Origin of the sequence: Pseudomonas guariconensis, assembly GCF_040822035.1 — a bacterium.
GTDB classification, from domain to species: domain Bacteria; phylum Pseudomonadota; class Gammaproteobacteria; order Pseudomonadales; family Pseudomonadaceae; genus Aquipseudomonas; species Aquipseudomonas guariconensis.
The window spans coordinates 3,225,282-3,237,667 of the sequence record NZ_CP162012.1 but is presented as its reverse complement, the minus strand read 5'-3'; the positions used below and the strand labels follow the sequence as shown (position 1 = coordinate 3,237,667).

Below are 12,386 nucleotides of genomic sequence, written 5' to 3'. Positions count from 1 at the left end.
CGATGCAGGAGCGGGCTTTGCCTCGCGATGGCGTCAATCAGGGGGCAGTTCAGCGCCCGAGCTGCTCCAGCGCTTTGTTGGCGATCTCTAAGGTCAGCTCGCTGGCCGAGCGGTGCCGACCCAGGCGCAGTGCCTGGCCGGCCCACAGGTTGCTGAAATCGCTGTTGCCCTGTGGGTCACGGATCGCCCTGAGCGGCATCAAGGCGCCGCCGGCGAGTGGGAAGCGCGGCGCCAGCGGGCTCATCGGCCCCAGCTCGCGCATGATACGGTTGTTGATGCCTCGCGCTGGACGTCCGGTGAACAGGTTGGTCAGGGCTGTATCGCTGGCCGGCGCGTTGTCCAGCGCATGGCGATGGGCTGCTGATACCTTGGCTTCGGGGCAGAACAGGTAAGCGGTGCCGATTTGCACCGCCGAAGCGCCCAGTGCCAGGGCGGCGACCAGTCCGCGATGATCACCGATGCCGCCTGCCGCGATCACCGGGATGCGCACGGCATCCACCACTTGGGGCACCAACGCGAAGGTACCGATCTGGCTGGTGATGTCGTCGCTCAGGAACATGCCTCGATGCCCGCCGGCCTCGTAGCCCATGGCGATGATCGCATCGCAGCCATTGGCCTCCAGCCAGAGGGCTTCTTCCACCGTGGTGGCGCTAGACAATACCTTGGCACCGCTGGCCTTCACTCGTTGCAGCAGTTCGACCTGGGGCAGGCCGAAATGAAAGCTCACCACCTCAGGACGCAATTGCTCCACCCACTGGCAACTCTGCTCGTCGAATGGCGCCCGGTTGGATACCGGCGTCGGCGCCTCGAAATCCGCCCCGACCTCGTCGTAATAGGGCTTGAGCGCTTGTTTCCAGCGCGCGTCGCGCACCGGGTCAGGCATTGGCGGCTGATGGCAGAAGAAATTGAGATTCAGTGGCCCCTGGCAACTGGCACGAAAGGCTTGTACTTCGCCGTGGAGCTGCTCGGCGGTGAGCATGGCACAGGGCAGGGCGCCCAGCCCGCCGGCATTGCCGACGGCAATGGCCATGGCCGAGCCGCTGGCACCGGCCATGGGCGCTTGGAGTATGGGCAACTGGATGCCCAGTAGGTCGAGGATACGACGGTCGGGCCAGGTGCTCATGCGCTGCTCCTTGATGACGGTGGGGCGGGTTTACAGGGCCTTGCTGACTTGAATGTCGCTGATCTTCTCGGCATCGTCGCCGTGGATCTTGCGCAGCGCTTCGAGCGCCTGCTCATGGGAGGCGTCAGGCATCAGGGCAAAGTCCCAACGGCGCTCGCCGTCGAGCTTGTACTTGATCACGTATTTGATGGTTTGAGTCATGACGGGCCTTAGACGAGTTTGGACGACGAGCGGCGGATGATCTTGATCTTGTGGGTGAAGGTCGGCTTGCGTGTCACCGAGATCGGGCGCGGGCTCACGGTGTCGATGGTGATATTCCAGAAGCCGGTGCTGGGTACGGTGATCTTGGCTGGGAACTTGATGAAGTGGCCACCGTGGTAGGTGTGCCGGCCGCCGTTCTTGAAGCTGCGGAAGTTGGCGTCATTCATCAGGCGGATGTTGCAGCGCTGGGAGCACTCGATGACGACCACGTCGTCCTCGTTCAGGTGCTCGCGCTGGTGTACGAATTTCATGAGGTGCTCCGCAAGGTTTGGTTCTGCAAACATGAACGATACCACGATGTCAGGGTAGACTTGCGCGCGAGATGGTCGGGCCCAAGATAAATCTGCCAAAGCAGGGAGCAAATCAGCCCGACAGTGGTCGAAGCGTTTCTCGATGAAGGAAGGGGTAATGCGAATGAAGTGGTTGGTGCCCGCGATGCTGTTGGCATTGGGCGGCTGTGTCAGTGTTTCGGAGCTGGAGCAATCGCGCGAAACCTTGGATGTCATCTCCGGCAAGACGCCGCGCCAATACGCCGATTGCGTCAAGAGCAAACTGGCAGATAGCCGTGACCCACTGGTCGAAGAGGCGCGTGGCGAGGGCCTGCGCTTGATCGTTCCACAAAAAGTGCCGACAAGCGTCGGTCCTGCTGCCCTGGTGGACATCGACAAACGTGGCAGTGGCAGCAGCATCAAACTTCACGAGCGGCTGAACAATTTCCCGCTGCGCCTGGGCGATGTGCGCACCGCTGCGACCCAGTGCATCTCCGGAACTTGATCCAGCTCAGCAAATGAGCAGTTAGCAGGCGCAATGCCATTTTCTTGCCCGGTGATCGTTGTCGGTATCCGGGGATAGGCCTACTCTTCATGGGCTTATATCGTTTAAGCCTAAGCTTATAACAAGGAAATGGAGCGTCCCGTGAACACACCGTTGAGTCGCGTCGTGATCGGCAGTTTGCTGATCCTGGCCTGGCCTTCGGCGCATGCCGTCGATGGCCAGAAGATCTTCACCCAAGGTGGGCACAACCCCGCCGCCATGGCTTGCCTGGGCTGCCACGGACCGGATGGCAAAGGCATCGCCGCCGCAGGCTTTCCGCGCCTGGCCGGCCTGCCAGCGAGTTATCTGAGCAAACAACTGGCCGATTTTCGCAGTGGTAGTCGCAAGCAAGCGGTCATGGAGCCGCTCGCCAAGGCGTTGGACGAAGACGAAATCACCGCCGTCAGCACCTACCTGGCCAGCTTGCCGGCCGACCCGGCCCCCGACTTTCGCCGCCAGCAGATCGCCAATGATCCAGTGTCCCGCCTGGCCCTCTATGGCGATTGGAGCCGGCAGATACCCGGTTGCGTGCAATGCCATGGGCCTGGTGGCGTTGGTGTCGGCGAGCACTTCCCGCCGCTGGCCGGACAACCGGCAGGCTACTTGACCGCACAGCTCAACGCCTGGCGCGACGGTAGTCGCAGCAACGACCCCAACCAATTGATGGTCGGCGTGGCCAAGGCCATGACCGAGGAGGAGGTCAAGGCCATCGCCGCGTTCTTCGCCCAGCCCGTCCGTCAGGAGGCCAAGCCATGAAGCCGATGATCCCGAGCCTGTTGCTGTTGGCCTTGGGCAGCGCCCAGGCTGCACCTATCGCGATGGAAGATCAGTCCCAGCTCAAGGTTCCAGGCAGCCACGCGCCTGCGATGTTCACCCCGCCGTCCGAAACTGATCTGCCGGACAACGCCTTTGGCAAGATGGTCCGTGAAGGCCACGCGCTATTCGTCGACACGCGCCGGCTGATGCCTGAAGCGGTCGGCAACGGCATGAACTGCAGCAACTGCCACCTGGACCAAGGGCGCCTGGCGTATTCCGCGCCGCTGTGGGGGGCGTATCCGATGTATCCGGCGTATCGCAAGAAGAACGACAAGGTCAACACTTTTGCCGAGCGTATCCAAGGCTGTTTCCAGTTCAGCATGAACGGCAAGCCGCCGGCGGCCGACAGCCCACAGATGACAGCCCTCAGCGTCTATGCCTACTGGCTGTCGACCCAGGCGCCTACGGGTGTGGAAACACCGGGGCGCGGTTATCCCGAAGTAGCGCCACCGGCTGGCGGCTATGACTTCAAGCGTGGCGAGCAGGTCTACGGCGAGCAATGTGCGATCTGCCACGGTGACCAGGGCCAGGGGCAGAAAGTGGCAGGCGAGTATGTGATGCCACCATTGTGGGGGCGCGATTCCTACAACTGGGGGGCCGGCATGCACCGGATCAATACGGCCGCTTCGTTCATCAAGCACAACATGCCCCTAGGCCGCCCCGGCAGCCTGAGCGATCAACAGGCCTGGGACGTGGCAGCCTGGATCAACCGCCATGAGCGGCCACAGGATCCGCGGCTGGTGGAAGGCTCCATCGAGAAGACCCGGCTGAAGTTCCATGCCAACGATGGCGTGAACCTTTATGGGCAAAAAGTCGATGGCGTGTTGATCGGGCAGGGCACCGGAGGCTGACGGCGGCTCTTGTCACACGCGTGACCCTGTGCTGTCACTGCCCTGCAACGGTGCCTGGTGTGCAATGGCCGCACTCTTGGACAAGGGGTGCGGCCATGGAACTCTGTGTGATCGGGGCGGGGTATGTGGGGCTGGTCACGGCAGCCTGTTTCGCCGAAATGGGCAACCACGTGGTGTGTCTGGAGCGTGACCAGGTGCGCCTGGCGCAACTGCGTCAGGGCCAATGCCCGATCTACGAACCCGGCCTGCAAGCGCTGCTACAGGCCGGGCTGGAGAATGGGTCGTTGAGTTTCAGCGACCATTGGAGCCACGCTCTGGCGCGCGCCGAGGTAGTGTTCATCGCGGTCGGTACGCCCAGTCTGGAGGCTCTGCTGACCTTGGACACGTGTTGGCAGTTGCCGACAGCCTCGCACGCCATCTTTCTCGCGCGTGTCTGGTGGTGAACAAGTCGACCGTCCCGGTGGGCACGGCCGAGCGGGTCGCTCGACACATCACCAATGGCTTGCGCGAGCGCGGTGCGCGGTTCGCCGTGCAGGTGGCGAGCAATCCTGAATTTCTCAAGGAAGGCAGCGCCGTCGAGGACTTCATGCGACCGGACCGTGTCATCATCGGCAGCGACAGCGAACAGGCCAGCCAGTGCCTGCAGCGCCTCTACAGGCCGTTCGTGCGCAACCGCGAGCGCGTGTTGCTGATGTCGCCGCGTGCGGCCGAGTTCAGCAAATATGCGGCCAATGCCTTCCTTGCCACGCGTATCTCTTTCATCAACGAACTGGCCGGGCTTTGCACGCACCTGGACGTGGACATCGAGCAGGTACGTCGCGGCATCGGCAGCGATACGCGTATCGGCAGTCACTTCATCTATGCCGGCTGCGGCTATGGCGGCTCGTGCTTCCCCAAGGACGTGCGTGCACTGATCCATAGCGCCGAGCAGGCCGGATACCAGCCTGCCATCCTGCAGGCAGTGCAGGCGCGCAACGAGGTGCAGAAGACCGTGTTGTTCGAGGCGCTGCATCAGCACTTCGGTGGCTTTGTACGGGGGCGCACCGTAGCGATCTGGGGGTTGGCCTTCAAGCCCGGTACCGATGATGTGCGCGAGGCGCCCAGCCTGGTGCTGCTCGAGGCGCTGTTGGCGGCAGGCGCGCATGTCCAGGCCTGCGACCCGGCAGCGACGGCGGGGGTCGCCGAGCGCTACCGGCACGCGACGGCCAGCGGCCAGCTGCGCCTTACGCAGGATCCCTACGTCTGTGTCGAAGGCGCGGACGCGTTGGTGCTGGTGACTGAATGGAAACTGTTCCGCCAGCCGGATTTCCGCCGTGTGCGGGGGTTGATGCGCATGCCGGTGCTGTTCGATGGCCGCAATATTTACGATCCATCGGAACTATCTACACTGGGTTATCTCTATCATGGCATCGGTCGGCCAGGGGCGGGGCATTGTAAGGTGACCGCCGCCTGATTAGACTGCGCCGAACTCCACAGGCCCAGCCTTTGTTTAAGGATGTATATGATCAAAAAATGCTTGTTCCCGGCAGCCGGCTACGGCACCCGCTTCCTGCCTGCTACCAAAGCCATGCCCAAGGAAATGCTGCCGGTGGTCAACAAGCCACTGATCCAGTATGGCGTCGAAGAGGCGTTGGATGCAGGTCTGAGCGAGATCTCCATCGTCACCGGTCGCGGCAAGCGCGCCCTGGAAGACCACTTCGACATCAGCTACGAGCTGGAAAACCAGATCAAAGGCACCGACAAGGAAAAATACCTGGTTGGCATCCGTCGTCTGCTGGATGAGTGCTCCTTCTCCTACACCCGTCAGACCGAGATGAAAGGCCTGGGTCACGCCATCCTCACGGGTCGTCCACTGATCGGCGACGAGCCGTTCGCCGTGGTGCTGGCAGACGACCTGTGCGTCAACCCGGAAGGCGACGGCATCCTTACCCAGATGGTCAAGCTGTACAACCAGTTCCGTTGCTCGATCGTCGCCATCCAGGAAGTCGATCCGCAGGAGACCAACAAGTACGGCGTGATCGCTGGCGACATGATCCGCGATGACATCTATCGGGTGACCAACATGGTCGAGAAGCCCAAGCCGGAAGACGCCCCGTCGAACCTGGCGATCATCGGCCGCTATATCCTGACTCCGGATATCTTCGACATCATCCAGAACACCGAACCCGGCAAAGGCGGCGAGATCCAGATCACCGACGCGCTGATGAAGCAGGCCCAGGATGGCTGCGTACTGGCCTACAAGTTCAAGGGCAAGCGTTTCGACTGCGGTGGCGCCGAAGGCTACATCGAGGCGACCAATTTCTGCTTCGAGAATTACTACAAGACCGGCAAGGCGTACTGATTCGCCACTGTTGGTACGAAAGCCACCCTCGGGGTGGCTTTTTTGTTCCCGGCGGGTAACGGCGTTATGCTGGTCGCCAGCCAAGGAGACTGAATACATGGCCTACGATTTTGATCTGTTCGTGATTGGCGCCGGTTCCGGCGGTGTACGCGCGGCGCGTTTCGCCGCAGGCTTCGGTGCCAAGGTGGCGGTGGCCGAAAGCCGTTACCTGGGCGGCACCTGTGTCAACGTCGGTTGCGTGCCAAAAAAACTGCTGGTGTATGGCGCCCATGTGGCCGACGAGCTGGAGCAGGCCGCCGGTTTTGGCTGGACGCTGGAGGAAGGGCATTTCGACTGGGGCACCTTGATCGCCAACAAGAACCGTGAGATCGAGCGCCTCAACGGCATCTACCGCAACCTGCTGGTCAACAGCGGCGTGACCTTGCTGCAAGGGCATGCCCGTATCACCGGTGCCCACGAAGTCGAAGTCGAAGGCCAGCGCTACAGCGCCGAACACATTCTCATCGCCACTGGCGGCTGGCCACAGGTGCCGGATATTCCGGGCAAGGAGCTGGCGATCACCTCCAACGAGGCGTTCTACCTCAAAGAACTGCCGCGTCGTGTACTGGTGGTCGGTGGCGGCTACATCGCCGTCGAGTTCGCTGGCATCTTCCAGGGCCTGGGCGCCGATACCACGCTGTTGTACCGCGGTGACCTGTTCCTGCGCGGCTTCGATGGCTCGGTGCGTACCCACCTCAAGGAAGAACTGCAAAAGCGCGGTCTGGATCTTCAATTCAACGCCGATATCCAGCGTATCGACCAGCAGGCCGATGGCAGCCTCAAGGCAACCCTCAAAGATGGCCGCGAGCTGGTCGCCGATTGTGTGTTCTATGCAACCGGGCGGCGTCCGATGCTGGACAATCTGGGGCTGGAAAACACTGGTGTCGAGCTCGATGACCGCGGCTTTATCCGGGTGGACGATCAGTACCAGACCACCGAACCCTCGATCATCGCCATCGGTGATGTGATCGGTCGCGTCCAGCTCACACCGGTGGCCTTGGCCGAAGGCATGGCAGTGGCTCGTCGTCTGTTCAAGCCCGAGCAGTACCGCCCGGTGGACTATCAGAACATCCCCACTGCCGTGTTCAGCCAGCCGCCGATCGGCACCGTGGGCCTGACCGAGGAGCAGGCGCTGGAAGCCGGGCACAAGGTTCAGATCTTCGAAAGCCGCTTCCGCGCCATGAAACTGACCCTGACGGACATCCAGGAAAAGACCTTGATGAAGCTGGTCGTCGACGCTGAGACCGACAAGGTCTTGGGCTGCCACATGGTCGGGCCGGATGCCGGGGAAATCATCCAGGGCCTGGGTGTGGCCCTGAAGGCTGGCGCGACCAAGCAGCAGTTCGACGAAACCATTGGCGTGCACCCGACCGCTGCCGAAGAGTTCGTGACCATGCGCACCGCGACACGTTGATCCCGCCTTGTCAGCTCCTTCATGGCCTCGCTGCAACGGGGCCATGATTCTTACTTGCCTGCCGTGAATTTCACCTGCCTGGCTGGTAAGTCATCCGACATATTGTTCTTGAGACCTTCCTGATACTGCACCCACGTCCGGCAACCGGACAGCAGCCTGACACTTGCATGGCTGTCAATCAGCAATCAGAAGGTGATCATGAAAACACTCTATAAAGCCTTGTGCGCAGCCTGCGGCAGCGCGCTTCTCTACGCTGGTATCGCGCAGGCGGATCACGGCGAAATCAGCATCAGTGGTCAAGTGCTTGCGCCGACCTGCATCGTCAATGGCGGTAATGGCAACTTGCCGGTCAGTCTGCCTGACGTCAATGCGACCTTGCTGTCTCGGCCTGGACAGGTGGCCGGGCAAACGTCCTTCCAGCTGCGCTTGACCAACTGCGCCCCAACTGTAAGCCGGGTCTCGACCTACTTCGAGCCTGGCCCAACCATTAGCCCCGAGGGACGGCTCATCGTGGATGCCGGCGGTAGCCGCAATGTCCAGATTGAACTGCTCAATAGCAGCTTCGCACCGATGGACTTGTCGGCCGCCAAACGCAGCCGGCGCTCCCAGACCGTGCAGATCGTCGGTGGTAACGCCACGCTCGACTATCACGCGCGTTACTACGCGACCGGGGCCGCTACGCCAGGACTGGTCTCCACCCGTGTCCAGTATTCGCTCGATTACCTCTGAGCTTCCTCGGACAGGCCTGAGCGCCTGTCCTCGCCATTTACAGAACAAGGCATTCGATGTTCTTTCAACTCAACGCCCTCAGGCGCTGGGCGCTGCTGGCTGTATGGCTGTCTTGCGCCGAAGCAGGCGCCAGCGTGGTCATCTCCAGTACGCGTGTCGTTTATCCGGCCGACCAGGCCGAGATTACCCTCAAGCTCAGCAACGAAGGGCTCAATCCATCGTTGGTCCAGGCCTGGGTCGATGACGGCTCTGCCCAGGTGGATGCGCAGGCGCTACACGCGCCATTCAGCCTCGTGCCCTCATTGTTTCGCCTGGATCCAGGCAAGGGGCAGAGCCTTAGACTGTTCCATACGGGCGAAACGATGCCCCAGGACCGTGAAAGCCTGTACTGGCTCAATGTGCTCGACGTCCCCCCCAAAGGCACAGGCAACACGCTTCAGGTTTCCCTGCGGACCCGTATCAAGCTGTTCTATCGCCCCATGAGGTTGTCAGGCAATGTCGCAGAGGCGCATCAGATGCTGCGCTGGCGTGTTTTGCGCGATGGGGCTGGCGGGGTGCTGCAGGTCGACAACCCCAGTCCGTACTTCGTCAATCTCGCCAAATTGGAGGTGCATCAAGGTAACCAAGTGCTCGACATCGAGCCCGGCCATATAGCGCCTTTTTCGAACACTCGATTCGCCGCGCCAGGCTTGAAGACTGGCGGTATCGTCCAGGTGCGCTACGCATTCATCGACGACTACGGCGCGGTGCATGAACGGCCAGAAGCCGTACATGCGAGCGGGGCGGGCTGAGGCTTGTCATGAGCCGCAGGACATTCGTCGACTGTGTGCCAGGGTGTCTGCTCGCCAGTCTTTGGGGGGAGCCGGTCCTGGCGATCGAGTTTGACGCAGGGCTGCTCAAGCAAGGCTCGTCATTGGACGTGCGCCGTTTCGAGAGGGAAGCGGTCGTCCCGGAGGGGCGCTTCACCCTAGACATTGTGCTCAACCAGCAGTGGAAAGGTCGGTTGCCTGTCTTGCTAAAGAAGCAAACGCTGACTAACCAGGCAGCGCCTTGCTACAGCAAGGGCTTGTTGCAGCGTCTGGGCCTGGATCTGCAATCCTTGGCCAGCGAGACCCAGAGCGTCCTCAAGGAAGATGACGCGTGTCTGCCCTTGTCCCAGCTACAAGTGCCTTCTAGTGAGACGCTGGATTTTGGCGCATTGCGGTTGGATCTGGTGATAGCGCAACAAGACCTGGACCGCCAATCCAATGGTCACTTTCCCGCAGACCAGTGGGACAGCGGGGTAAATGTGGGCTTTATCGACTACCGGCTCAACCTCCATCAGCAGCGATCCAGACAGCAGGGCAGTGGTACTCGTCAAGGGTACCTGGGCCTGCGCATGGGGTTGAACACAGGGGACTGGTACTGGCGTCACGAGGGGCGCTGGCAAGGGCGTGATGCCGGGGCCTCGCACTATCAGGCGGGTGGATTGTCGGTCAGGCGGGACATTCCTACGTGGTCATCGCAAATGACACTCGGTGATAGCTACAGCCGTGGCGACGTTTTCGATACCGGCGCGTTGCGTGGCGTGTTGTTGAACAATGACGAGCGCATGCTCCCGCAGACCCAGCGCGGTTTTTCCCCCGTGATCAGCGGTGTGGCAAACAGCACGGCGTTACTGAGCATCCGCCAGCGCGGTGTGCTGGTGCACGAATCGACAGTAGCCCCCGGCCCCTTCGAAATCGACGACCTCTATGCCAGCGGCTTGCACGATGACCTTGAGGTCACTCTGCGCGAGGCCGATGGCGAGGTGCGAACCTTCTTCGTGCCGAGCCAGGCCGCACCGCTTGCCTTGCGCCCAGGAAGCAAACGGTTCGAATTCGCAGCGGGTGTCTGGCGCGATGAGCTGGGGAAGATGGGGCCTGGCCATTTGCACGGGAGTTGGCAACAAGGGCTGAACAACCATCTGAGTGTGCATGGAGGTGCGTGGTTGGCCAGCGATTATCTGGCCAGTGCCATGGGGGTGGCGATAAACAGTGGCGTCGGTGCTGTCGGCCTGACGCGCTACCACAGCCGCGTTTCGCTGGATCGGGAACGACAAGGGCACGCCTGGCGGATGAGCTGGCGACACAGGCTCACTGCATGGGAGACCGACCTTGGCGCGACATTGACGCAATACGCAGGCTATTACCGTTTCGACGATTTTGCCCAGGCGAGCCAAGGCCATGTGTTGGCCCCTGCGCGGCGGCGGGTCGGACTTACCGTCAACCGGCCGTTGGGCTCGCAAGGTGGTCGTCTGACGCTGATGGCGGGTTGGGGGCAGGGCGCAGAACGCCAAAGCAGTTACAGCCTGGGCTACAACAACCATCTGGGGAAACTCAACTATGGGATGCGGTTCGACCGTGAGCGGCGACCTTCTGGCCAGGCGCTCGACACATTCACGCTCACGGCCAGCCTGCCGCTTGGGGAGCGGCGTCGTGCTTCGTTGAGCAGTGGGATGACATGGGGGGCTCAGGGGCAGGGCCGTTCGAATGTGCGCTTGCGTGCAACGGCTGGGGAGCGTGGGCAATGGGGGTATGGGCTGGCTGCAGTGCGTCAGGAAGGGACGCGGGGCGGGGCAGGGCTGGATGCCCATCTGCTGCACCGTGGTTCGTTTGGCGAGCTGAACGCCTCGTTCGCCAATCGGCACACTCATCACCAAGCCTCAATGGGCGCCCAAGGGGCTCTGGTTGCCCATCCGGGGGGCTTGTCCATGGCCCCGCCGCTTGGGGAAAGCTTTGCGATTGTCCATGCACCGGGTGCGAGCGCGGCGCGGCTTCGCCAGCATCCTCAGATACGCCTGGATGAGCGTGGGTTCGCGGTGGTACCAGCATTGCTGCCGTATGGCCTGAACACAGTGGAGCTCGACCCCAAAGGCATGTCCAAGGATGTCGAGCTGCAACTCACTGGCCAGTCGGTAGTGCCGCGGTCAGGCGCGGCAAGTTGGTTGCACTATCCAACCCGTAGTGGTCATCCACTGATGCTGCACGCGCTCAAGGTGAGCGGACAGGCATTGCCCTTCGGTGCATTGGTACTGGATGAAGCGGGTAGGGAGCGAGGGATGGTCGGCCAGGGCAGCCGCCTGCATGTGCGTGGCGATGCTCAGCGAGGCCGGCTCAAGGTCATTTGGGGGGAGGCGGGTGATCAACAGTGCTGGCTGGACTATAGCGCCGGTCCCAGCGGGAGGCTCGAGGCATCGGCGTGTGTACAGGCCGACGCGTCTTAGGAATCAAAGTATCTATTGGGATTGGCGACTTATAGCCAAAACCAATCACAAGCATGAGGTTTGCCAATGAGCCTTTATCGGAGCCTGCGGTTAGGATTCTCTCCGTCAACTGATTTCAACCCATGAAGGAGCGTCTCCATGCCTATCATCAACAGCCAGGTCAAACCGTTCAACGCGACTGCCTACCACAAGGGCGAATTCGTCCAGGTCAGCGAAGCCGACCTCAAAGGCAAGTGGTCCGTCGTGTTCTTCTACCCAGCTGACTTCACCTTCGTTTGCCCGACCGAGCTGGGTGACCTTGCTGACAACTACGCCGAGTTCCAGAAGCTGGGCGTGGAAATCTACGGCGTGTCCACCGACACCCACTTCACTCACAAAGCCTGGCACGACACCTCGGAAACCATCGGCAAGATCCAGTACCCGCTGATCGGTGACCCGACCCACGTCATCGCCCGTAACTTTGACGTACTGATCGAAGAAGCCGGTCTGGCGGATCGCGGTACTTTTGTGATCAACCCGGAAGGTCAGATCAAGATCGTCGAAATCAACGACGGCGGTGTAGGCCGCGATGCCAGCGAGCTGCTGCGCAAGGTCAAGGCTGCCCAGTACGTCGCCGCCCACCCAGGTGAAGTTTGCCCGGCCAAGTGGAAAGAAGGCGAAGCCACCCTGGCGCCATCGCTGGACCTGGTCGGCAAGATCTAAGCCGATGTGTAAGTCGCGGGCGGTAGCCGGTCGCCAAAGCTGAAGTAGCCACC

12 protein-coding genes and 1 pseudogene are annotated in these 12,386 nt (G+C 61.6%); 10 read left to right on the top strand and 3 right to left on the bottom strand.

Annotated features, from left to right (window positions below):
- Positions 1-49: 49 nt before the first annotated feature.
- Genes AB1N67_RS14705 through AB1N67_RS14695 form a run of 3 tightly spaced genes read right to left on the bottom strand, consistent with a single transcriptional unit; the run spans position 50 to position 1,635 of the window.
- Positions 50-1,123, bottom strand: coding sequence for a nitronate monooxygenase family protein (locus tag AB1N67_RS14705; protein WP_043211749.1), 1,074 nt, complete (start codon positions 1,121-1,123; stop codon positions 50-52).
- A gap of 30 nt (positions 1,124-1,153) precedes the next feature.
- Entirely contained in the window at positions 1,154-1,324 is a 171-nt protein-coding gene (locus AB1N67_RS14700) for a hypothetical protein (protein WP_090344575.1), read from the bottom strand.
- 8 nt (positions 1,325-1,332) lie between these two features.
- The gene (locus tag AB1N67_RS14695) at positions 1,333-1,635 is read right to left on the bottom strand and encodes a DUF1883 domain-containing protein (protein WP_043211751.1); all 303 of its coding nucleotides are present in this window, start codon (positions 1,633-1,635) and stop codon (positions 1,333-1,335) included.
- 163 nt (positions 1,636-1,798) lie between these two features.
- Here AB1N67_RS14695 and AB1N67_RS14690 point away from each other — a divergent pair, with 163 nt between their 5' ends.
- From AB1N67_RS14690 to ahpC, 10 genes and pseudogenes are all read left to right on the top strand, one after another.
- Positions 1,799-2,158 (top strand): hypothetical protein, encoded by a 360-nt coding sequence (locus AB1N67_RS14690; protein ID WP_090344578.1) that lies wholly within the window; start codon positions 1,799-1,801, stop codon positions 2,156-2,158.
- Positions 2,159-2,299: 141 nt separating this feature from the next.
- Complete coding sequence (locus tag AB1N67_RS14685) at positions 2,300-2,953, top strand: cytochrome c (protein ID WP_232092076.1); 654 nt, start codon at positions 2,300-2,302, stop codon at positions 2,951-2,953.
- A complete protein-coding gene (locus tag AB1N67_RS14680) occupies positions 2,950-3,864 on the top strand; it encodes a c-type cytochrome (RefSeq protein WP_289717475.1) in 915 nt (304 codons plus the stop codon). The genes AB1N67_RS14685 and AB1N67_RS14680 overlap by 4 nt, the downstream gene beginning before the upstream one ends.
- 95 nt (positions 3,865-3,959) lie before the next feature.
- Positions 3,960-5,317, top strand: a pseudogene (locus tag AB1N67_RS14675) (UDP-glucose/GDP-mannose dehydrogenase family protein).
- Between the two features lie 48 nt (positions 5,318-5,365).
- A complete protein-coding gene (galU, locus tag AB1N67_RS14670) occupies positions 5,366-6,205 on the top strand; it encodes a UTP--glucose-1-phosphate uridylyltransferase GalU (protein WP_043211760.1) in 840 nt (279 codons plus the stop codon).
- A gap of 97 nt (positions 6,206-6,302) precedes the next feature.
- Entirely contained in the window at positions 6,303-7,658 is a 1,356-nt protein-coding gene (gorA, locus tag AB1N67_RS14665) for a glutathione-disulfide reductase (RefSeq protein WP_289717474.1), read from the top strand.
- Positions 7,659-7,856: 198 nt separating this feature from the next.
- Positions 7,857-8,387, top strand: coding sequence for a fimbrial protein (locus tag AB1N67_RS14660; protein ID WP_367863105.1), 531 nt, complete (start codon positions 7,857-7,859; stop codon positions 8,385-8,387).
- Between the two features lie 56 nt (positions 8,388-8,443).
- On the top strand, positions 8,444-9,178 hold the full coding sequence (locus tag AB1N67_RS14655; protein ID WP_043211765.1) for a molecular chaperone: 735 nt from the start codon (positions 8,444-8,446) through the stop codon (positions 9,176-9,178).
- 8 nt (positions 9,179-9,186) lie between these two features.
- Entirely contained in the window at positions 9,187-11,631 is a 2,445-nt protein-coding gene (locus AB1N67_RS14650; RefSeq protein WP_367863104.1) for a fimbria/pilus outer membrane usher protein, read from the top strand.
- A 138-nt stretch (positions 11,632-11,769) separates the two neighbouring features.
- Complete coding sequence (ahpC, locus tag AB1N67_RS14645; protein WP_043211767.1) at positions 11,770-12,333, top strand: alkyl hydroperoxide reductase subunit C; 564 nt, start codon at positions 11,770-11,772, stop codon at positions 12,331-12,333.
- The last annotated feature ends 53 nt before the right edge of the window (positions 12,334-12,386 follow it).